This is a genomic window from Mycolicibacterium sp. 624, assembly GCF_040548615.1.
Classification (GTDB): domain Bacteria; phylum Actinomycetota; class Actinomycetes; order Mycobacteriales; family Mycobacteriaceae; genus Mycobacterium.
In genome coordinates this window covers 1,409,293-1,429,606 of sequence record NZ_JBEPRZ010000001.1, presented here as the reverse complement: position 1 = coordinate 1,429,606, position 20,314 = coordinate 1,409,293, and the positions used below count along the sequence as shown (strand labels likewise).

The following is a 20,314-nucleotide window of genomic DNA, read 5'->3' as shown; positions in this document are numbered from 1 at the left end:
GCCTGCTCAGGCGCATGGCGAGGGATTGGGCGACAGGGATACGTCCGGGCGTCGCCACCGGGCCGGGTTTCCGTGCGCACAGACCCAGCTCCCTGGACGACGGCGACCCCTCGCACGTCGCCGTCCAGAAACTCAAATCGAACCCGCCGTCCCCCTCGCGACGTGCATCGACCCGCGGTGGCGACCCCGAACGACCGCCGCGTTGATAGTGGCAGCAGCGCAGCGTCAGAGGAATCGGGGAAACCCCTACGTTTCTCGGCAGTGAGGTCGTTTGCCGTCAGATATCGGCGGGCGCGCCGCCGTGTGTCGGCACCGGCACACTGCGGTCACGGCCGCGGCGCTGCCCAACCGCCCACACCGCCAGCCAGATGACCGTCACGATGGTGGTGATCACGAAACTCGGCGGCACGTTGAACATCGCCGAGACGGCCAGACCCACCCACACCGACCCGACCGCCAGCACCGTCGCCAGCACCATGGCTGATCCAGGCCGCGCCGTGATCAGGATCGCGGTCGCCGCAGGCGTCACAACCAGCGCAAATAACAGCAGCGTGCCGACGGCCTGCACGGCCATCGTCACTGACAGCCCCAACAGCACCATGAAGATCACGGACAGCGCCCGCACCGGCACCCCCTTGGCCTCAGCGACCTCGGGGTTGACCGACGCGAACAGCAGCGGCCGGTAGATGAAGGCGACCACGGCGGCAATCACCGCGAGGCCCACACCGAAGGTCAGCAACTGCTGATGCGTCACCGCGAGCAGATTGCCGAACAGGACGTTGGTGACGGTGCTGCTGCTCTTGGTCGCCAGCGAGCTGAAGAACAGCCCGAGGCCCGTCGCCGCGGCCAGCACGGTGCCCGTCGCGACCTCGCGTTCATCGGCCCGCTTGCCCAGCGCACCGATGACCAGTGCGCCACCGACGCAGAACACCGCAAGGCCTGCCGTCACGGGAATGCCGAGCAGGACCGCACCGGTGGCACCCGGAAAACCGATGTGCGCCAAAGCATGTGCCGCGAACGCGCTGTTGCGCACGATGATGAAGTAGCCGATCAAGCCGGCCGCCAACGCGACCAGCGTGCCGCCGACCAGTGCGTTGCGCATGAAGTCCGACGTCAAGATGTCCCACCAGTTGTGCTGATAGCCCAGCGCCACGACCGATACCGACATCACACGCTCCGCATGTAGAGCTCGCCCTGCGGGGTGTGCACGACCTGGATCGACGTGCCATACAGGTGGGTCAGCAGTTCCTCGTCGACGACCTCGTCCATGGTGTCGAAGTGGGCATGCCCGTCGAGCAGGTAGATCGCGCCGTCGAGGATCCCCAGCAGCGGGTTGAGATCGTGGGCGACAACGATGATGGTGACGCCGAAGTCATCCCGGATCCTGGCCAGCAGTCCGACGATGGCGCGCTGGTTGCGCACGTCGAGCGACGTCAACGGCTCGTCGAGGATGAGCAGTCGCGGCCTTCCGACGAGCGCCGCGGCGATGGCGATGCGCTGACGCTGACCGCCGGAGAGTTGTGACAGCCGACGCGAGGCAAAGTCGCCCGCGTCGACTGCCTTCAGGATCTCGTCCACCCGCCGACGCTGTGCAGCCTCGGGCCTGCCGAAACCCCAACGGTTGCCGGTCAGTCCGAGCATCACTGCGTCACGGGCCCTGATCGCGCCGCCGGCCGCGGCCGCGTAGTTCTGTGGGACATAGCCGATGAGCCCGGTGGCCTCGCCCGGCGGCTTGCCGAGCACCCGGATCTCCCCGGACGCCGTCGGGATCATCCCCAGCACCGCGTGCAACAACGTGGTCTTGCCCGAACCGCTCGATCCGATGACCGCGACGATGCCGCCCGCAGGCACCTCGAATGTGCCCTCCGACCAGATCAGCCGGCCGCCGCGAACGACGCTGACGTCATCGAGGGACAGCGCCACGGGCTCAGATGTCGACACCGAGTGCCTTGGCCAGTGAAGTCAGTTGGTCCACCTGCCAAGCCTCGAACGAATCCGCGCCGGGTGTCACCGTTTCAGTCACTTCCACCACCGGAACGCCCGCTTGCTCGGCTGCGCCGCGAATCTGCTCCGGGACCGAGCCCTGCGTCTGGGTGTTGTAGATCAGCACGTCGACACCCTTGTCGCGCAGCAAGCTCAGGAACGCATTGAGGTCAGCCGGCGACGGGTCGGTCTCGTTGTTGGAGGCGGTCTGGTAGCCCTGCGGGGTCTTGTTCTGCAGGCCGAGCGCTGCCGCCATGGGGTCGAACACGGCCTCCGTCGCGGCGTAGGTCTTGCCGGTCGCGGATCCCTTGATCGCGGCGACGGCCTCGTCGTACGACGCGAACGCCTGCCCGAGGTCGGTGCGCCGCTGCGTGAAGTAGTCGGCGGCCTGCGGTGCGAGCTTCTTGAACTCCGTGGTGACGGCGTCGCTGACGGTCGTGACGGCCGCGGGGTCGTACCAGACGTGCGGGTTCTGCGCGCCGTGATCGTGCCCGGCCTCGTCATGCCCGGCCTCGTCGTGACCGGCCTCGTCGTGCCCGGCCTCGTCATGGGCCGTGAGTTCGACGGCGTCCACCACTGGGACCCCGGGGGCGGAGCTGGCGGCCAGCTTGGCCGCCCACTCGTCGTAGTGACCGCCGTTTATGACGATCAACTGCGCGTCACCGAACTTCGCGGCGTCGGCCGGGGACGGCTCGTAGTCGTGCGGGTCGACCGATGAGCTGGCCAACAGGGTCGTGACGTTCGCGCACGCCCCGCCGAGTTCAGAGACGATCTCGCCCCACTGGTCGACGCTGACCAGGACCTCGACGGGTGTCACCGGGCACGGCGGCGCGTCCGAGGTCGCCGTGGCCCTCGTCGCATCGTCCCCGCTGCTGCCACATGCAATCAGGGCGAACGGTGAGGCCAGGAGTAGGGCGGCGGCGACGCGGCGGCGCGAGGTGATCAGCACAGCGATAACGATAACCGTTTCCATTAAGTTGTGCCGCATCGGGTGGCGTCAACGCGCAGAGCCCCCGCTCAGTCCCCGGTGGCCACCGGGCGCGACGTGTCCGCAGACCACTCCGACCAGGAACCGGGGAACAGGGCCACCGGCGAGCCGACCGCCGCCGACGCCGCGACCACGACCGCCGCCGTCACACCCGATCCGCAGTACGCCCCCGTCGCGTCGCGCAGCGCCCGGCTCAGATCGGGATCGGGCAGGAACGTGCCGTCTGCGGCCAGCAATGACGTGCTCGGCACATTGGTGGCGCCGGGAACGTGACCGGCCACCGGGTCGACCGGTTCGGACTCGCCGCGGAAGCGCTCCGGCGCCCGCGCATCGACCAGGCGCGGCCCGAGCCTGGCCGCACCGTCAGCGGTCAGCGTGGGCAGCGCGCCGAGATACAGATCATCGTAGTCGGCCGACACATCACTGGATTGAACTGTGGGCGTGCCGGTTTCGAGTTCACCACCGATCGCCGTCCATGCAGCCAGCCCCCCGTCGAGAATCCGCACACCGGGGATGCCCGCCGCCGTAAGAACCCACCACGCGCGGGATGACCCGGCACGGTTCCAGTCGTCGTAGACCACCACCGGCACACCCGGGCGAATGCCCCAGCGCCGCGCGGCCTGCCCCACAGCGGCCCCCGATGGAAGCGGGTGGCGGCCTCGCCCCTGCACGGAGTGGTCGCTGAGCTCGTCATCGAGCGAGACGTACACAGCACCCGGGAGGTGGCTGGCACTGTGCGCGGCACGACCGTCGGGTTCGGCGAGTTGCCATCGCACGTCCAGCAGGCTCACCCGCTCACCCGCGGCTAGCAGCCGTCGAAGTTCGGTCGCGGTGATCAGGACGTCGTCACGGCGGGAACTCACAGAGCAATCCTCCCACCTAAGCTGACCGGCGTGACCGCGCACGAGTTCAGCGACCAGGAACGACGCGCGGTGTACCGCGCGATCGCGCAGCGTCGCGACATGCGCGAGTTCGTTCGCGGTGCGACGGTGCCGGCCGACGTCCTGGCCCGTCTCCTGGCCGCGGCGCACGCCGCCCCCAGCGTTGGGCTGATGCAGCCGTGGCGGTTCATCCGGGTGACCGACACCGCGCTCCGCAGCGATATCCACAGCCTGGTCGATGAGGAGCGCCACCGGACCGCCGAGGCCCTGGGCACACGCAGTGACGAGTTCCTGGCGCTCAAGGTCGAGGGCATCCTGGACTGCGCCGAACTGTTCGTCGTCGCTCTCGGTGAGGGACGTGACCGGCACGTCTTCGGCCGAAGGACGTTGCCGCAGATGGATCTCGCGTCGGTGTCGTGCGCCATCCAGAACATCTGGCTCGCCGCCCGCGCCGAGGGCCTCGGGCTGGGCTGGGTGTCGATATTCGACCCCGCCGCGCTGGCACGCCTCCTGCAGATGCCCGACGGCGCGGAGCCCGTCGCGATCCTGTGCCTGGGCCCGGTTCCGGAGTTTCCGGACCGGCCGGTCCTCGAACTCGAGGAATGGACGATCGGCAGGCCGCTGTCGGAGTTCGTCTCGGAGAATCAGTGGGCGCCGACGGCGACCGCGGTACCGCCTCGGCCGTAGGCTGACCCACGTGTCCGCCGCGACCATCGATCTCAACGCCGACCTCGGCGAGGGCTTCGGAGTCTGGCGCCTCGGCGACGACGAGGCGATGCTCGATGTGGTCTCCAGCGCCAACATCGCCTGTGGCTTCCACGCCGGTGACCCCGCGGGACTGGCCAGCACCTGTCGCGCCGCGGCCGATCGCGGCGTGCGTATCGGCGCCCAGGTCGGCTACCGGGACCTGGCTGGCTTCGGCCGACGATTCATCGACGTCAGCCCCGCCGACCTCACCGCCGACGTCATCTACCAGATCGGCGCGCTCGCGGCCTTGGCTCACGCCGCCGGCGCAGCCGTCAGCTACGTCAAACCCCATGGCGCGCTGTACAACACGATCGTCAACCACCGCGCCCAGGCCGAGGCGGTGGCGCAGGCGGTCCATGCCGTCGACCCGGATCTAGCGGTCCTCGGCCTGGCCGGGTCGACGTTCTTCGACGCGGCGCAGAGTCTGGGCCTGCGAACCGTTCCCGAGGCGTTCGCCGACCGTGCCTACCGACCCGACGGCACACTCGTGCCGCGCACCGATTCCGGCGCGGTGCTGCACGACGTCGCCGAGATCGCCGAACGCGTCGCAATCATGGTCGACCGCGGCAACCTCACCGCCATTGACGGAACGATCATCGACGTCACGGTGGAATCGGTGTGCGTCCACGGTGATTCGCCGGGCGCCGTAGCTATCGCCCACGCCGTCCGGGACCGCCTGATCGCCGACGGCATCTCGCTCGCGGCGTTCGCCTGATGCGCCTGCGACTCGGCAGGCCCGATCTGGGCGACTACGCCAAACACTTCGACGCGCCCGCCGCCGCACCGTCGTCGCCACTGTCCGTGACGTGGGCGGGGGTCACCACGCTGCTGATCGACGACGGCACGTCGGCCGTGCTGACCGACGGCTTCTTCTCGCGCCCCGGCCTGATCGCCGTCGGCGCCGGGCGATTGACACCGTCACTGCCCCGCATCGACGGCAGTCTGGCCCGGCTGGGCATCGAGCGTCTGGACGCCGTGCTGCCCGTTCACAGCCACTTCGACCACGTCATGGATAGCGCGGTGGTCGCCGGGCGCACCGGGGCGGTCGTGGTCGGCGGGGAGTCGACCGCCAACGTCGGACGCGGGGGCGGGCTGCCCGAGGACAGGGTGGTCGTCGCCGCACCCGGACAACCGGTGCCGCTGGGCGCCTTCGACGTCACCCTCGTCGAGGGCCACCACTGTCCGCCCGACCGCTTCCCCGGCAGCATCGACGCTCCGGTGGTGCCCCCGGTGCGGGTTTCGGCCTATCGCTGCGGTGAGGCGTGGTCGACGCTGATCCGGCACCGGCCCAGCGGACGCAGCCTTCTGCTGGTGGGCAGCGCCGGTTTCGTGGCGGGTGCGCTCGTCGGTCATCGCGCCGATGTGGTGTACCTGGGCATCGGCCAACTGGGGCTTCAGCCCGAGTCCTACATCGTCGACTACTGGACCGAGACGGTGCGCACAGTCGGCGCCCGCCGTGTTGTCCTGGTGCACTGGGATGACTTCTTCCGACCACTGCACGAACCGCTGCGGGCGCTGCCATACGCGGGTGATGATCTGGATGTCTCGATGCGAGTGCTCACCCAATTGGCCCGCGAAGACGCTGTGCCGCTGCATCTTCCGACACTGTGGGCGCGCAGCGACCCGTGGAGCTGACCCTGGCGCTGGTCGCACTGGCAGTGGTGCTGGCGTTCGCACTTGCCCGTCCACGTGGCCTACCGGAGGCGTTGGCCGCCGTGCCCGCCGCGGGTCTGCTGATCGCGGCCGGTGTCGTATCGAGTGAGGCCGCACTGGCCGAGATCGCGCGCCTGGCACCGGTCGTCGGCTTCCTGGCCACGGTGCTGGTGCTGGCGAAGCTGTGCGACGACGAGGGCCTCTTCCACGCGGCGGGGGTGGCCATGGCGCGCCGCAGCGCCGGTGATCCGCGGCGCCTGCTGGCCACGGTCTTCGTGATCGCCGCCGTCACGACGGCCGTGCTCAGCCTGGATGCGACGGTAGTGCTGCTGACACCCGTGGTCCTGGCGACCGCTCGGGCCATGCGGGTGCCGTCGCGCCCGCACGCGTATGCCACCGCGCACCTGGCCAACAGCGCGTCGCTGCTGCTGCCGGTGTCCAACCTGACCAACCTGTTGGCGTTCAGCGCCGCAGGCCTGACCTTCGCTCACTTCACCGCCGTCATGACACTGCCGTGGCTCTTGGTGATCGGTGCCGAGTTCGTCCTGTTGCGGTGGTTCTTCCGGCGCGAGTTGGCGGTCCCGGCCGAGGATGACGCACCCGACATCGCTGAGCCACCGGAGGTGCCGGTTTTCGTCCTCTCCGTCCTCGGGCTCACGCTGGCCGGATTCGCCGTCACATCCCTGCTCGACGTGTCACCGGCGTGGGCAGCCCTCGGGGGCGCGATCGTGCTTGGTGTGCGCGCACTGGCCAGGGGCCGCACCACCGTCGTCGGTATCGTGGCGGCCGCCAACGTGCCGTTCCTGGCGTTCGTGCTGTGCCTCGGTGTGGTGGTCGCCGGGGTGATGCAGCACGGGCTCGGTGACGCAATGCGCCACCTGCTGCCGATCGGCACGACGCTGCCCGCCCTGCTCGGCGTCGCCGTGGTGGCGGCGCTGCTGGCCAACCTGGTGAACAACCTGCCCGCAGTCCTGGTGCTGCTGCCGCTGGTCGCCGGGGCTGGGCCTGCGGCGGTGCTGGCGGTGCTCATCGGGGTGAATGTGGGGCCGAACCTGACCTATCCCGGCTCACTGTCGAATCTGTTGTGGCGCCACGTCGTCCACCGCGACCGGATCGCCGCACCATTCGCCGAATTCACCCTGGTGGGGTTGTGCACCGTGCCGGTGACACTTGTACTCGGCGTGCTCGGGCTGTGGTGCAGCGTGCGATACCTCGGCGTCTGAGCCGCCTGGAACGCAGGCGAATCAGTTCCGGCGCTGGCGGGCGATCTCGGCCAGAACCACGCCCGCGGCCACCGAGGCGTTGAGCGACTCCGTCGGGCCCGCCATCGGGATCGACACGATCGCGTCGCAATTCTCCCGGACCAGACGCGAGAGGCCCTTGCCCTCCGAGCCGACCACCACGACCATCGGGCCATCGCCCTGGAGTTCGTCCAGTTCGGTGTCACCGTTGGCGTCCAGGCCGACCACCATCAGACCGGCATCCGACCAACTCTTCAGCGTGCGGTTGAGGTTCGTGGCGCGCGCGACGGGTAGCCGCGCCGCCGCCCCGGCACTGGTGCGCCACGCCACCGCGGTGACCGAGGCCGACCTGCGCTGCGGTATCACCACGCCGTGGCCGCCGAATGCCGCGACCGAGCGCACTATGGCACCGAGGTTGCGGGGATCGGAGATGTTGTCCAGCGCGACCAGAAGGGCAGGCGTGACATCGCTGGTCGCCGACGCCAACATGTCGTCGGGGTGGGCGTACTCATACGGCGGCACCTGCAGCGCGATGCCCTGGTGTAGGCCATTCGTGCTCATCCGGTCCAGGTCATGACGCGCGACCTCGAGGATCGCGATACCGGAATCAGCTGCGCGCGTGACGGATTCGGTGACACGCTCGTCGGTGTCGATACCAATCGCGACGTAGAGCGCGGTCGCGGGCACGCCCGCGCGCAGGCACTCGACGACGGGGTTACGGCCGAGCACGACCTCGGTGGTGTCCTCGGTCTTCTGCCGCCCCTGCTTCTGCCGGGTTGCCCTGGCGGCGCGCTTCGCGGCCGGATGGTGCGGGCGCTGATGCGCGGGCGGTGTGGCGCCCCTGGCCTCCAGACCGCCTCGCCGCACTCCACCGGACCCGACTACCGGGCCCTTCTTCGTGCCTGCCTTGCGTACGGCGCCGCGCCGCTGAGAGTTTCCCGCCACTTACTTGCCGCTTCCATCGATGAGAGACCATTGCGGACCGTCCGCGGTGTCGGTGACCTCGATACCGGCGGCCTTGAGCCGATCCCGGATCTCGTCTGCCTGCGCCCAGTCCCGATTGTCCCTGGCCTCGTGACGCTGGACAAGCGCCCACTGCACCAACACGTCGACGGCGGCCAGCGCCGCGGACGTCTCGTCGCGCGACTCCCAACGCTCATCGAGGGGGTCGCAGCCCAGAATGCCCATCATGGCCCTGATCGACTGCGCGTGCTTCATCGCGCCCTCGTGGTCACCGCTGTCCAGCGCGCGATTGCCCTCAGCGCGGGCCGCGTGCACCTCGGCCAGAGCGGATGGCACCGCCAAATCGTCGTCGAGGGCGGCCGCGAACTTCGCCGTCCACTCGCCGGGAACCACGGGCCCCACCCGGCTGCACACCCGGTGCAGGAAGTCCTCGACACCGGAGTAGGCCCGCACCGCGTCCTGCAGCGCGTTCTCCGAGAACTCCAGCATCGACCGGTAGTGCGCGCTACCCAGGTAGTACCGCAGTTCGGCAGGCCGAACACGTTGCAGCACGGCGGGAATCGACAGCACGTTACCGAGTGACTTGCTCATCTTCTCGCCGCCGAGCGTCACCCAGCCGTTGTGCAACCAGTACTGCGCGAAACCGTCGCCCGCGGCCTTGGCCTGTGCGATCTCGTTCTCGTGGTGCGGGAAGACGAGATCCATCCCGCCAGCGTGGATGTCGAACTCGGCACCCAGGTACGACTCGCACATGGCGACGCACTCGGTGTGCCAGCCGGGCCGGCCAGGCCCCCACGGCGTCGGCCACGACGGCTCGCCGGGCTTGGCACCCTTCCACAGGGTGAAGTCGCGCTGATCCCGCTTGCCGGTGGCCACACCCTCGCCCTGGTGCACGTCGTCCACGCGGTGCCCCGACAGCTTGCCGTAATCCGGGTAGCTGGCCACGTCGAAGTACACGTCACCATCCCCGGCATAGGCGTGACCCTCGGCGATGAGCCGCTCGATCAGCTCGACCATCTGCGTGATGTGCCCGGTCGCCCGCGGTTCAGCCGACGGCGGCAGCACGCCGAGCGCGTCGTAGGCGGCGGTGAAGGCGCGTTCGAACGTCGCCGCCCACTCCCACCACGGCCTGCCCGCATCGGCGGCCTTGTTCAGGATCTTGTCGTCGATGTCGGTGACGTTGCGGATGAAGGCGACGTCGTAACCCTTCGCGGTCAGCCATCGCCGCAACACGTCGAATGCGACACCGCTGCGGACGTGGCCAATGTGCGGTAGTCCCTGCACGGTGGCACCGCAGAGGTATATCGACACGTGGCCCTCGCGCAACGGCACGAACTCTCGCACACCACCCGCGAGGGTGTCATGGAGGCGCAATACGCCGCGATCGGTCACGACGAGCCAGCTTACCGGCCTGAGCGGCTCAAACCTTCATCGGAGGGAAGTCGGCTCCCCGCGCAAGCGCTCGTCGGTGACCAAGAGGGCCGTCGCGATGGCCGCCAGGCCCTCTCCGCGGCCCGTCAGACCAAGCCCATCGGTGGTGGTCGCCGACACCGATACCGGGGCTTCGAGGAGTTCGGACAGCAGTGTCTGCGCCTCAGCACGGCGCGGCCCGATCTTGGGCCGATTGCCGATGACCTGAACGGCGGCATTACCCACCGTGAACCCCGCAGTTCGAACCAGGGAGTGAACGTGACGGAGCATGTCGGCTCCGCTGACACCGCGCCACTGCGCGCGGTCGGTGCCGAAGACCTCACCGAGGTCGCCGAGACCGGCCGCGCTCAGCAGCGCATCACATAGAGCATGGGCGGCGACGTCGCCGTCAGAGTGACCGGCGCAGCCGTCAGCGCCATCGAAGTGCAGGCACAGCAGCCAACACGGACGGCCAACCTCAATGGGATGGACGTCGGTGCCCAGGCCGATCCGCGGTATCACCTACAGCGGTGTCGTCAGGACGCGGCGGCCAGCGCCTCATCGAGAATGGTCGCAGCCTTCTCGTCATCCGTGTTCTCGGCGAGCGCGAGCTCGCCAACCAGGATCTGACGAGCCTTGGCAAGCATCCGCTTCTCGCCTGCGGACAGCCCGCGCTCCTGATCGCGGCGCCACAGGTCGCGGACGACCTCGGCCACCTTGTTCACGTCACCGGAAGCCAGCTTCTCGAGGTTCGCCTTGTAGCGGCGCGACCAGTTGGTCGGCTCCTCGGTATGCGGGGCACGCAGCACCTGAAATACCTTGTCGAGACCCTCTTGGCCAACCACGTCACGGACGCCCACGTACTCGGCATTGTCTGCGGGAACGCGAACTGTGAGGTCACCCTGCGCGACCTTCAAGACGAGGTATTCCTTCTGCTCGCCCTTGATGGTTCGGGTTTCGATCGCCTCGATCAACGCTGCGCCGTGGTGTGGATAAACGACGGTGTCTCCGACCTTGAAAATCATCAGATTAGAGCCCCTTTCACAACCCAATGGTAACACGGCGCCAAGACACGCGCGGATCAACGATGCAGGTCAGGGGCATTGCAGGTGGCGACGAGGGGTTGACAGGGCGGAGAATACGTGCACTGCGCAGGGGCGCGGGCAAACCCCCGCGGGCTATTGTGCAGCCGCTCCCGACGCCGCTTCGACGACCGTTGTCGTGTAATTTCGGGCAGTTTCGGACACCACACGCACACCAGGTGACCGCCCGGCCCGACCTCGGCTACCGCGCTCGAGGCGCACCTACTACTCTGCATAGTCGAAGCGTCGGACGCCCGTCCGCATGCTGCCGTGGCCCTAGCAGGAGGCTTCTGTGAACCGCCCCAGATCTCGCACATTCGCCGTCACCTCTGCCGTGGCGGCCTGCGGGCTCGCCGCGACAGTCGTGTTGTCCGGCTGCAGCGCCGGCCAGGTGTCTCAGACGGCGATGCAGCATCCGGCCGTCAATGGCAACAACGCCTGGGTCGGCGAGGAGAACTACGGCGTCGCCCTGCGCAACCTTCACCTGAGGGCGGAGCAGACCTCCGACTACGTGCAGCCCGGCAGTTCCGTCGAGTTGCTGTTCGTCGCCGCCAACGGCTCCGCCGAAGAGGGCGACAAGCTGGTGTCGATCACCTCCGACGTCGGCACGGTGTCGCTCACGGGCGACACCGAGGTCCCGATCTCGGGCACGCTGATCGTCGGCACTCCGGACGGGCAGATCAGCCCGCTCGAAGCCGTCGAGAACGCCGAGACGGCGGAGGCCACGGTCACTCTGACCAAGCCGATCACCAACGGCATCAACTACGACTTCACCTTCACCTTCGAGCGTGCGGGTTCGCGCACCGTGCCCGTGCCGATCTCCGCGGGTGAGACACCGCGCCGCGACGGCGAGCCCAACAGCGGCGGCGCGAGCCATGGCGGCGGCGACACGGGCGGCGAACACTAGCTCGGCTCAGCCGTTCTGTCAGTGCCGCCGGATAACGTCACGGCGTGGCACGGAGCAGCTCGAAAACGCGTTCGCAGTACCGCTGCTCGGAGTGCAGTCACGTAGCGGCCAAGTGGGTGGGCCGCTGTCCCGACTGCGGCACCTGGGGCACGGTCACCGAGGTCGCGGTGCTGGCGGCGCTGGGCGGATCGTCGGTACACCGTGCCGTCACACCCACGTCCCCCGCCGTCCCGATCACCTCAATCGATCCTGGGTCGACGCGCCACTTCCACACGGGCATATCCGAATTGGACCGCGTGCTGGGCGGTGGGCTGGTGCCGGGATCCGTCACGTTACTGGCAGGCGATCCCGGGGTCGGCAAATCGACGCTGCTGCTCGAGGTGGTGCATCGCTGGGCCGAGACGGGCCGTCGCGCCCTGTACCTGTCGGGTGAGGAGTCAGCGGGCCAGATCAGACTTCGTGCCGAGCGCACGGGCTGCACCCACGACGAGGTGTTCCTGGCCGCCGAGTCCGACCTGCAGACCGCATTGGGGCACATCGAGGCTGTGCGCCCCTCACTGGTTGTCGTCGACTCCGTGCAGACAATGTCGACCGCCGAGGCTGACGGCGTCACGGGCGGCGTCACCCAGGTGCGCGCCGTCACGTCGGCGCTGACCATGACCGCCAAGACCACCGGCATCGCGATGATCCTGGTCGGCCACGTCACCAAGGACGGCGCCATCGCGGGCCCGCGCTCGCTGGAACACCTCGTCGACGTCGTGCTGCACTTCGAGGGAGACCGCGCGACCGCGCTGCGAATGGTGCGGGGTGTGAAGAACCGCTTCGGTGCCGCCGACGAGGTCGGCTGCTTCCTGCTGCACGACAGCGGCATCGAGGGCGTCGCCGACCCGTCTGGCCTGTTCCTCGATCAGCGGCCCGCACCGGTGTCGGGCACCGCGGTCACAGTCAGCCTCGACGGTAAGCGCCCACTGATCGGCGAGGTTCAGGCGCTCATCGGCTCGGCGGCGACCGGTAGTCCCCGCCGCGCGGTCAGCGGTATCGACTCCTCACGCGCTGCCATGATCACCGCTGTGCTCGAGAAGCGTGCGCACCTGTCGGTCGGAACCTATGACATCTATCTGTCCACGGTCGGCGGTATGCGGCTGACCGACCCGTCATCAGATCTTGCGGTCGCGCTGGCGATCGCCTCGGCGTACGCGGATCTGCCGATGCCCTCGACAACCGTGGCGATCGGCGAGGTCGGCCTGGCAGGCGATCTGCGACGCGTCACCGGCATGGATCGGCGCCTGGCCGAGGCGGCTCGGCTGGGGTTCACGTGTGCGGTGGTGCCACCCGGCGTGCAGGATGGTCCGGCGAGTCTGCGGCTGATGAATGCGGACAATATCGGCGGGGCGTTGCGGGTTCTGCGGCAAATCGCGGAGAATGGCGGCTGATCCGAGGAGGGACGATGGGCGTGAAGTCCACCGGCAGGGCCACGCGGGGCAACGTCGTTCAGCTCGCACGACCCACACTGCGTGAAACCCTGGGGCGGCTCGCGCCCGGCACACCGCTGCGCGACGGTCTGGAGCGCATCCTTCGTGGCCGGACCGGTGCCCTCATCGTGCTGGGCTACGACGACAGCGTCGAGGCCATCTGCGACGGCGGGTTCTCCCTCGACGTCCGCTACGCCCCCACCCGCCTGCGGGAGCTGTCGAAGATGGACGGCGCCGTGGTGCTGTCCAGCGACGGCGCACACATCCTGCGCGCCAACGTCCAGCTGGTACCCGATCCGACAATCCCCACCGATGAATCCGGCACCCGGCACCGTTCAGCTGAGCGCACCGCCGTGCAGACGGGTTTCCCGGTCGTGTCGGTCAGCCACTCGATGAGCATCGTGACGGTCTACGTGGCGGGCGAGCGCCACGTGGTACCCGACTCCGCGACGATCCTGTCGCGGGCCAACCAGACCATCGCCACACTCGAGCGGTACAAGACCCGGCTCGACGAGGTCAACCGGCAGCTGTCCACCGCGGAGATCGAGGACTTCGTCACGATGCGCGATGTGATGACGGTGGTGCAGCGCCTTGAGATGGTTCGCCGGATCAGCCTCGAGATCGACGCCGATGTCGTCGAACTCGGTACCGCCGGCCGTCAGCTCAAGCTCCAACTCGAGGAGCTCGTCGGCGACAACGACACCGCGCGCGAGCTGATCGCCCGCGACTATCACGCCAATCCCGACCCGCCGACCGCTGCGCAGGTGACGGCGACCCTCGACGAACTCGACGGCCTCTCCGATAACGAACTGCTCGACTTCACCGTTCTGGCAAGGGTTTTCGGCTACCCCTCAACACTCGAGGCCCAGGACTCGTCGATGAGTTCACGCGGCTACCGCGCGATGGCGGGCATCCCCCGTCTGCAGTTCGCCCACGTCGACCTGCTGGTGCGCTCGTTCGGCTCACTGCAGGGCGTGCTGGCGGCCAGCGCGAGCGACCTGCAGTCGGTCGACGGCATCGGGTCGATGTGGGCGCGCCACATCCGAGAAGGGCTCTCGGCGCTCGCCGAGTCGACCATCGCCGATCAGCTGGCCTGACCCCTACCCGACGGGTGCCTCACCCTCGGGCGCGGCTGGCGGTGCGTCGCCGGGTGCCGGCGGCGCGGCCTCGGCGAGTATGAACGGGACTGCCGCGGATCGCAGATTGCCCAGCTGGACCACCAGGTTGTAGGTACCCGGGCCGATGGGTTCGCGGGGCAGCGGGCAGTTCGGCGCCGACCCCATACCGGTCCAGGTGACCTCGGTGGTCACCTGCTCTCCCGGCTTGAAGGTCTTGACCAGCGTCTCGTTGGACGGCGCGCAGTCGAGGTTGGACCACAGCCGGTTGTTGTCCAGCGAGTACACATAGGCCGCGAGCACGGCGGCGCCGACATCTCGCTGGCACCCGACCAGGCCGATGTTGGTGACCACCATGGTGAACTTCGGCTGATCGCCGACGACGTAGTTGGGCTGGCTGGTGATGCCCTTGACCGCGAGTGTGGAATCGGGGCAGTCGTCGCCCTCGGTGAGCACTGGAGGCGGTGTGACGGCAGCGGACGGTGTGGGTGTCGGGGGCGGAGCTTGCTGCGCCGGCGGCTGAACCGGCGTCTTGACCTCAGGATTCTCACCCGGCAATGGAGTCGGCGGCGCCTGGCCCTCCGACGCGGAGGTGTTCTCCGCTGGCTTCGAGTCACCGGTGGCGTTGGACACGACGACGATGACGAGGATGGCGACTATCAGGATGACCAGCGCCGAGACACCGATTGCGAGCATCCGACGCCGCCGGTAGATCTCCTGCGGGAGCGGGCCGTTCGGTTCTAGATCCAGCACAATGTAACGGTAAGGCCACGTCATGACCGAGCGTTCGACCCGGCTCGGCGTGTCGCCTCTCAGGCTCGTGTGATGTCACTCAAAGACGACTGCCGGATCGGCACCAGAACGTCGGCCGAGTCTTTCAGAAGCCGGGCCTACGCGACCGCCCGGGAGCCACCGAGCTTGCGGGGCTCAGACCTCGCCGATGTTGCCCAGATGATCGCGCAACGCCACCCTGCCGTCGGCCAGGTGGTAGGTGAGGCCGACGATCGCCACCTTGCCCTCGATGATTCGCTGGGCGATGGCCGCTGAGCGGATCCGCAGCTGGGCGACGGTCTCGTTGACGTGCCGGGCCTCGAACTCATCGACGCGGCTCATCCCCATCTGGCGTCCCAGCAGGATGGACGGTGTGACCCGTTCGACGATGTCACGAACGTACCCACCGGGTACCTCGCCCTCATCGAGCGCCGCCAGGGTCGCCTTCACCGCGCCGCAGCTGTCGTGGCCCAACACCACGATCAGAGGCACGTCGAGCACCGTGACGGCGTACTCGATGGAGCCCAGCACGGCTGAGTCGGCGACGTGGCCCGCGGTCCGCACCACGAACATATCGCCGAGCCCCTGGTCGAAGATGATCTCGGCGGCGACCCGGCTGTCGGCGCAACCGAACACCACCGCGGTCGGCTTCTGCCCGTGAGCCAGCCTCGCCCGGTCCTCGATGCTCTGGCTCGGATGCTGTGGCTGGCCGGCTACGAACCGGTCGTTACCATCCTTGAGTGCCTTCCAAGCGGACACGGGGTTCGAGTTGGGCATGTTCGTCATTCTGCCCGAGGCCGCGATGACGGTCGACGCGGGTGAGCTTCTGACGTGGTATGACGCTCAGAAGCGGGACCTGCCGTGGCGACAACCACCCACCAGCGCCTGGCAGATTCTGGTCAGCGAGTTCATGCTGCAGCAGACCCCGGTGGCTCGGGTCGAGCCGATATGGCTCGACTGGGTGGCGCGCTGGCCGACACCGTCGGCGACGGCGGCGGCCTCGGCTGCCGACGTGCTGCGGGCCTGGGGCAAGCTGGGCTATCCGCGCAGGGCGAAGCGATTGCATGAATGCGCGCGCACCATCGCCGTCGACTACGACGACCGCGTGCCCGACGACGTCGAGACGTTGCTGACGCTGCCCGGCGTTGGCGCCTACACCGCGCGGGCCGTGGCGTGCTTCGCTTACGGGCACAACGTCCCGGTCGTGGACACCAACGTGCGTCGCGTCGTCGCGCGTACGGTGCACGGTCGGGCGGATTCACCGGCAAGCGTTCGCGACCTCGCCGACGTGGCGGCACTTCTTCCCAATAATAATGAGGGACCGCGCTTTTCGGTTGCCATCATGGAACTCGGCGCCACGGTCTGCACCGCGCGCTCGCCGCGTTGCGGCGTGTGCCCACTGAGCCGGTGCGCGTGGCGGTCCGCCGGCTTCCCCCCGGCGAGCGCACCGGCGCGGCGGCCGCAGCGCTACGCGGGCACCGACCGGCAGGTCCGCGGAAAGCTGCTTGACGTGCTGCGCGGCAGCACCGTCCCGGTGACCCGCGCCCAGCTCGACGTGGTGTGGCTTTCCGACACCGCGCAACGGGACCGGGCGCTGGATTCGCTCCTGGTCGACGGCCTGGTGGAACAGACCGCGGATGGGTTGTTCGCACTCGCGGGCGAGGGCGGGGAATCCCAGTCGCCGAGGCACGCAGTCAATTAGCCTTTGCATGTGGCCGGACGTGGTTCGCAGACTCCGCGGACTCACTATGCATCCCGCGGTGATCTGGACATCGCCTATCAGGTACTCGGCAGCGGCCCCGTCGATCTGGTGGTGATGCCGGGTCCGTTCGTTCCGATCGACTCCATCGACAGCGAGCCGTCGATGTACCGCTTCTACCGCCGTTTGTCGTCGTTCTGCCGGGTGATCCGCTTCGACCACCGCGGCATGGGCATGTCCTCTCGCATCGGTTCGGCCGCCACCGTCACACCGTCGTGCTGGGCGGAGGACGCCATCACGGTCATGGACGCCGTCGGGTGTGAACGCGTCGCGGTGCTGGGGTCGGGATTCACCGCGGTCAGCGCGCTGCTGCTGGCCGCCGACCATCCCGACCGGGTCAGTCATCTGGTGGTGCTCAACGGCAGCGCCCGGGCACTGTGGGCGCCCGACTACCCCGTCGGGGCCCAGGCCAGCGGCGCCAGTCCGTTCACCACGGTCGTCATCGAACCCAATGCGCTCGAGCAGGGTTTCGACGTGCTGTCGGTTATCGCGCCGTCGGTCGTCGGCGACGGCCCGTTCCGCACCTGGTGGGATCACGCGGGCAACCGTGCCGCCTCACCGAGCATGGCGCGCATGGCAAATCGGGTACTCGCCGAAGCCGATGTGCGAGAGAAACTTCCGTCGATCACCGCACCGACGCTGGTGATGCACCGAGCGGCATCGAAATTCGTCAATGTGGGCCACGGCCGGTATCTGGTCGACCACATCGCCGGAGCTCGTTACGTCGAACTCGACGGCGCCGACACCCTCTATTGGATAGGTGACACCACGCCCGTCCTCGACGAGGTCGAGGAGTTCATCACTGGCGTGCGCACGGGGTCAGAGGCCGAGCGCGTCCTGACCACGATCGTGTTCACCGATATCGTCGGCTCCACGGCGCGGGCCGCGACCATGGGCGACGACCGCTGGCGCGACCTCCTGGATCACCACGACGCCAGGATCCGACACGAACTCGAGAGGTTCCGCGGCCGCGAGGTCAACACCGCCGGTGACGGTTTCGTCGCGACGTTCACCACGCCCAGCGTCGCACTCGACTGCGCCGAGGCGATCGTCGACGCCGTCCGGCCGCTTGGCCTCGAGGTCCGCGTCGGGATACACGTCGGTGAGGTCGAGATGCGCGGCGACGATATCGCGGGCATGGCCGTGCACATCGGAGCACGCGTCGCCGCACGCGCGGGCGCGGGTGAGGTGCTGGTGTCCTCGACGGTGCGTGAGATCGTCACCGGGTCGCACCACGAGTTCACCGACCGCGGTCAGCACGAACTCAAGGGCATCCCCGGGCAGTGGCGGCTGCACGCCCTGTCATGCGAACCGGAAACGGGCCCCTAAGCCGTTTCGGCACAGGGGGGTTCACCGCAAGCGAAGCTGCGGCGATAGTCCGACGGCGTGACCCCGATGATGCGGCGGAAGTGGTGGCGTAGCAGCGTGGCGGTACCGAACCCGGACCGGTCGGCGACGCGGTCGATGTCGAGATCCGTCTCCTCGAGCAGTGTTCGTGCGTAGAGCACCCGCTGATCGGTGACCCACTGCATCGGTGTGCGGCCCGTCTCCTCGACGAAGCGGCGCGCGAATGTGCGGGCCGACATGCTGGCCCGTTTGGCCAGGCTCGCCACGGTGTGCGGCGTCTCGAGGTTGGTCAGGATCCAGTCCAGATGGGGTGCGAACCCCTCCGAACACCGCACCGGGATGGGCTGTTCGATGTACTGACGCTGCCCGCCGTCGCGCTGCGGCGCCACCACCATCCGGCGCGCGATCTTGTTGGTGACCTCACTGCCCAGTTCGCGACGGACCAGATGCAGGCACGCGTCGATACCCGCGGCGGTCCCAGCGCTGGTGATCAGGTTGCCGTCGTCGACGAACAGCACATTGCGGTCGACTCGGGCGGTCGGGTACGCCCGCGCGAGTTCGTCGGCGTGCATCCAGTGCGTGGTGCAGGGTCGGCCGTCCAACAGCCCCGCCGCCCCCGCGACGAAGGCCCCCGAGCAGACGGTCAGGATGATCGCGCCGCGCTGCGCGGCTCGTCGGATCGCGTCGAGCGCCTCGGGAGGGTAGTCGGGTCCGCCGATGGCGGGGATCGCGACCAGGTCCGCGCTGACCAGGTCCTCGAGGCCGTGGTCGGGGATCAAGGTGGCGCCGACCGACGTCCGCACCGGCCGCCCAGGCTCTGGCCCGCACACCTTGAAGTCGAAGTTCGGCACACCGTCGGCCGCCCGATCGATGCCGAAGACCTCGCAGATGACGCCGAACTCGAAGACAGCGGTTCCGTCCAACACCAGCGCGGAGACACTCTTGATCATGGCAGTATCTTATCCCTCAAGGTCACTTCTGCCACTGTTGGCGGAATGTATTCGGTCGAATAATTGCTGCCATGGACATGTTGTTGACCTTCCTCATCCTCGCCGCACCGTTCGCCGTGGCCGCCGTGGCGAGCTGGTCGGCACACCGCAGCCAGCCGACCCGCGGCTACCTTCAGGGCCTCGTCGACGACCCCGACTGGTACCGCATCCAGCACGACGCCGACGCGGCACGCACCCGCTTCGAGCAGGCCCCGACGTGGCCCGTCTCAGGAGTGCGCGGCGAACGTCGCTAGAAACGCCTCGACCGCGTCCCGGTATTCCCGCGGACGGTCGTCATGCACCAGATGGCCGGCTCCAGGAACCTTCAGATAGGTTGCCTGGTGGCCGGTTTCGCACATCCGGGCCATCTGCCCGGGCGGGGTGACGCCGTTGCCCGCCTCGATCAGCAGCGCGGGCACCCGCACCGACTGCCACTGGCTCCAGTAGTCCCGGGTGCCCCACTCCGCGGCGATCTGCACCCACCGCTCGGGGTCCCCGTGCAACCGCCAACCGCCCGAGGTCCGGTCGAAGGCCTCCATGAAGTACTGCCCCGCGACATCGCCGAACTCGTCGAATATCGCCCGCTGCGAGGTGAACTCGACGGGTAGCGCGTGCACCCACGGCTCCCAGGGACCAGTGGTGCGGCCACGGAAGTCGGGAGCCATGTCCTCGACGACCAGCGCACGGACCAGTTCGGGGTACTCAGCTGCCACACACCACGCGTGCAGGCCTCCCATCGAGTGACCGATCAGCGTGGCCGGACGGCCCAGCGCGGCCACGGCGTCGGCGAGGTCGGCGACGAAGCGCTCGGTGCTGATCGGCTCGACGTCGGCCACGTCGCGTCCCCTGTGCCACGGCGCGTCGTAGGTGAACACCTGTGAGGACGCCGTGAGCCACGGCAGTTGACGCGACCACGTGCTGCCACGCCCCATCAGCCCATGCACCAGGACCACGGGCTGACCCCGGCCACCCCGATCCGTCAGTCGTTCGGAACGCATGGGTCAAT

The 20,314-nt window shown here is 68.6% G+C and carries 22 protein-coding genes; 10 read left to right on the top strand and 12 right to left on the bottom strand.

Annotation, left to right across the window (positions count from 1 at the left end; genetic code table 11):
- Positions 1 to 277: 277 nt before the first annotated feature.
- From ABIA65_RS06725 to ABIA65_RS06710, 4 genes are read right to left on the bottom strand one after another with little or no spacing between them, the layout of a single operon-like run.
- Positions 278 to 1,168, bottom strand: coding sequence for a metal ABC transporter permease (locus ABIA65_RS06725; protein ID WP_354523008.1), 891 nt, complete (start codon positions 1,166 to 1,168; stop codon positions 278 to 280).
- Complete coding sequence (locus tag ABIA65_RS06720) at positions 1,168 to 1,941, bottom strand: metal ABC transporter ATP-binding protein (protein ID WP_241402849.1); 774 nt, start codon at positions 1,939 to 1,941, stop codon at positions 1,168 to 1,170. The genes ABIA65_RS06725 and ABIA65_RS06720 overlap by 1 nt, the downstream gene beginning before the upstream one ends.
- Positions 1,928 to 2,956 carry a metal ABC transporter solute-binding protein, Zn/Mn family gene (locus ABIA65_RS06715; protein WP_354523007.1) on the bottom strand — a complete coding sequence of 343 codons (1,029 nt, stop codon included), beginning with the start codon at positions 2,954 to 2,956 and terminating at the stop codon, positions 1,928 to 1,930. The genes ABIA65_RS06720 and ABIA65_RS06715 overlap by 14 nt, the downstream gene beginning before the upstream one ends.
- Positions 2,957 to 3,000: 44 nt before the next feature.
- Positions 3,001 to 3,834: a sulfurtransferase gene (locus tag ABIA65_RS06710; RefSeq protein WP_241402847.1), complete on the bottom strand. Its 834-nt coding sequence runs from the start codon at positions 3,832 to 3,834 to the stop codon at positions 3,001 to 3,003.
- Between the two features lie 30 nt (positions 3,835 to 3,864).
- Between ABIA65_RS06710 and bluB the strand changes: the two genes are divergently transcribed.
- The 4 genes from bluB to ABIA65_RS06690 are packed head-to-tail and all read left to right on the top strand — an operon-like array spanning position 3,865 to position 7,475.
- A complete protein-coding gene (gene bluB, locus ABIA65_RS06705; RefSeq protein ID WP_241402846.1) occupies positions 3,865 to 4,539 on the top strand; it encodes a 5,6-dimethylbenzimidazole synthase in 675 nt (224 codons plus the stop codon).
- 10 nt (positions 4,540 to 4,549) lie between these two features.
- Positions 4,550 to 5,314: a LamB/YcsF family protein gene (locus ABIA65_RS06700; protein ID WP_354523006.1), complete on the top strand. Its 765-nt coding sequence runs from the start codon at positions 4,550 to 4,552 to the stop codon at positions 5,312 to 5,314.
- Positions 5,314 to 6,234 carry an MBL fold metallo-hydrolase gene (locus tag ABIA65_RS06695; protein WP_354523005.1) on the top strand — a complete coding sequence of 307 codons (921 nt, stop codon included), beginning with the start codon at positions 5,314 to 5,316 and terminating at the stop codon, positions 6,232 to 6,234. Before ABIA65_RS06700 ends, ABIA65_RS06695 begins: the two co-directional genes overlap by 1 nt.
- Positions 6,231 to 7,475: an SLC13 family permease gene (locus tag ABIA65_RS06690; protein ID WP_354523114.1), complete on the top strand. Its 1,245-nt coding sequence runs from the start codon at positions 6,231 to 6,233 to the stop codon at positions 7,473 to 7,475. The genes ABIA65_RS06695 and ABIA65_RS06690 overlap by 4 nt, the downstream gene beginning before the upstream one ends.
- 21 nt (positions 7,476 to 7,496) lie before the next feature.
- Here ABIA65_RS06690 and rlmB read toward each other — a convergent pair whose 3' ends face one another.
- The 4 genes from rlmB to carD are packed head-to-tail and all read right to left on the bottom strand — an operon-like array spanning position 7,497 to position 10,891.
- Entirely contained in the window at positions 7,497 to 8,438 is a 942-nt protein-coding gene (gene rlmB / locus ABIA65_RS06685) for a 23S rRNA (guanosine(2251)-2'-O)-methyltransferase RlmB (protein WP_354523004.1), read from the bottom strand.
- Complete coding sequence (cysS, locus tag ABIA65_RS06680; protein ID WP_354523003.1) at positions 8,439 to 9,848, bottom strand: cysteine--tRNA ligase; 1,410 nt, start codon at positions 9,846 to 9,848, stop codon at positions 8,439 to 8,441. It abuts the gene before it with no gap.
- Positions 9,849 to 9,884: 36 nt separating this feature from the next.
- Complete coding sequence (ispF, locus tag ABIA65_RS06675) at positions 9,885 to 10,388, bottom strand: 2-C-methyl-D-erythritol 2,4-cyclodiphosphate synthase (RefSeq protein ID WP_354523002.1); 504 nt, start codon at positions 10,386 to 10,388, stop codon at positions 9,885 to 9,887.
- A gap of 14 nt (positions 10,389 to 10,402) precedes the next feature.
- On the bottom strand, positions 10,403 to 10,891 hold the full coding sequence (carD, locus tag ABIA65_RS06670) for an RNA polymerase-binding transcription factor CarD (protein ID WP_043412998.1): 489 nt from the start codon (positions 10,889 to 10,891) through the stop codon (positions 10,403 to 10,405).
- Between the two features lie 349 nt (positions 10,892 to 11,240).
- On the opposite strand from carD, the gene ABIA65_RS06665 reads away from it, so the two are divergent.
- From ABIA65_RS06665 to disA, 3 genes are read left to right on the top strand one after another with little or no spacing between them, the layout of a single operon-like run.
- Positions 11,241 to 11,855: a copper chaperone PCu(A)C domain-containing protein gene (locus ABIA65_RS06665; protein WP_354523001.1), complete on the top strand. Its 615-nt coding sequence runs from the start codon at positions 11,241 to 11,243 to the stop codon at positions 11,853 to 11,855.
- A gap of 44 nt (positions 11,856 to 11,899) precedes the next feature.
- A complete protein-coding gene (gene radA / locus ABIA65_RS06660; RefSeq protein WP_354523000.1) occupies positions 11,900 to 13,288 on the top strand; it encodes a DNA repair protein RadA in 1,389 nt (462 codons plus the stop codon).
- A 14-nt stretch (positions 13,289 to 13,302) separates the two neighbouring features.
- Entirely contained in the window at positions 13,303 to 14,424 is a 1,122-nt protein-coding gene (gene disA / locus ABIA65_RS06655; protein ID WP_241402838.1) for a DNA integrity scanning diadenylate cyclase DisA, read from the top strand.
- Between the two features lie 3 nt (positions 14,425 to 14,427).
- Here the strand turns inward: disA and ABIA65_RS06650 are convergent, their stop codons facing one another.
- Entirely contained in the window at positions 14,428 to 15,195 is a 768-nt protein-coding gene (locus tag ABIA65_RS06650) for a hypothetical protein (RefSeq protein WP_354522999.1), read from the bottom strand.
- A gap of 174 nt (positions 15,196 to 15,369) precedes the next feature.
- Positions 15,370 to 15,990, bottom strand: a complete 621-nt coding sequence (locus ABIA65_RS06645; RefSeq protein WP_241402836.1) for a carbonic anhydrase — start codon at positions 15,988 to 15,990, stop codon at positions 15,370 to 15,372.
- A gap of 25 nt (positions 15,991 to 16,015) precedes the next feature.
- On the opposite strand from ABIA65_RS06645, the gene ABIA65_RS06640 reads away from it, so the two are divergent.
- Positions 16,016 to 16,915, top strand: coding sequence for an iron-sulfur binding domain-containing protein (locus ABIA65_RS06640; RefSeq protein ID WP_354523113.1), 900 nt, complete (start codon positions 16,016 to 16,018; stop codon positions 16,913 to 16,915).
- A gap of 9 nt (positions 16,916 to 16,924) precedes the next feature.
- On the top strand, positions 16,925 to 18,301 hold the full coding sequence (lipJ, locus tag ABIA65_RS06635; RefSeq protein WP_354522998.1) for a bifunctional lipase/adenylate cyclase LipJ: 1,377 nt from the start codon (positions 16,925 to 16,927) through the stop codon (positions 18,299 to 18,301).
- Here lipJ and ABIA65_RS06630 read toward each other — a convergent pair.
- Entirely contained in the window at positions 18,298 to 19,269 is a 972-nt protein-coding gene (locus ABIA65_RS06630; protein WP_354522997.1) for a GlxA family transcriptional regulator, read from the bottom strand. The two genes, lipJ and ABIA65_RS06630, sit on opposite strands and share 4 nt — an antisense overlap.
- A gap of 71 nt (positions 19,270 to 19,340) precedes the next feature.
- Between ABIA65_RS06630 and ABIA65_RS06625 the strand changes: the two genes are divergently transcribed.
- Positions 19,341 to 19,562: a hypothetical protein gene (locus ABIA65_RS06625; RefSeq protein WP_241402833.1), complete on the top strand. Its 222-nt coding sequence runs from the start codon at positions 19,341 to 19,343 to the stop codon at positions 19,560 to 19,562.
- On the opposite strand, the gene ABIA65_RS06620 is transcribed toward ABIA65_RS06625, so the two are convergent.
- Entirely contained in the window at positions 19,536 to 20,306 is a 771-nt protein-coding gene (locus ABIA65_RS06620) for an alpha/beta fold hydrolase (RefSeq protein WP_354522996.1), read from the bottom strand. The genes ABIA65_RS06625 and ABIA65_RS06620 overlap by 27 nt on opposite strands.
- Positions 20,307 to 20,314 lie beyond the last annotated feature (8 nt).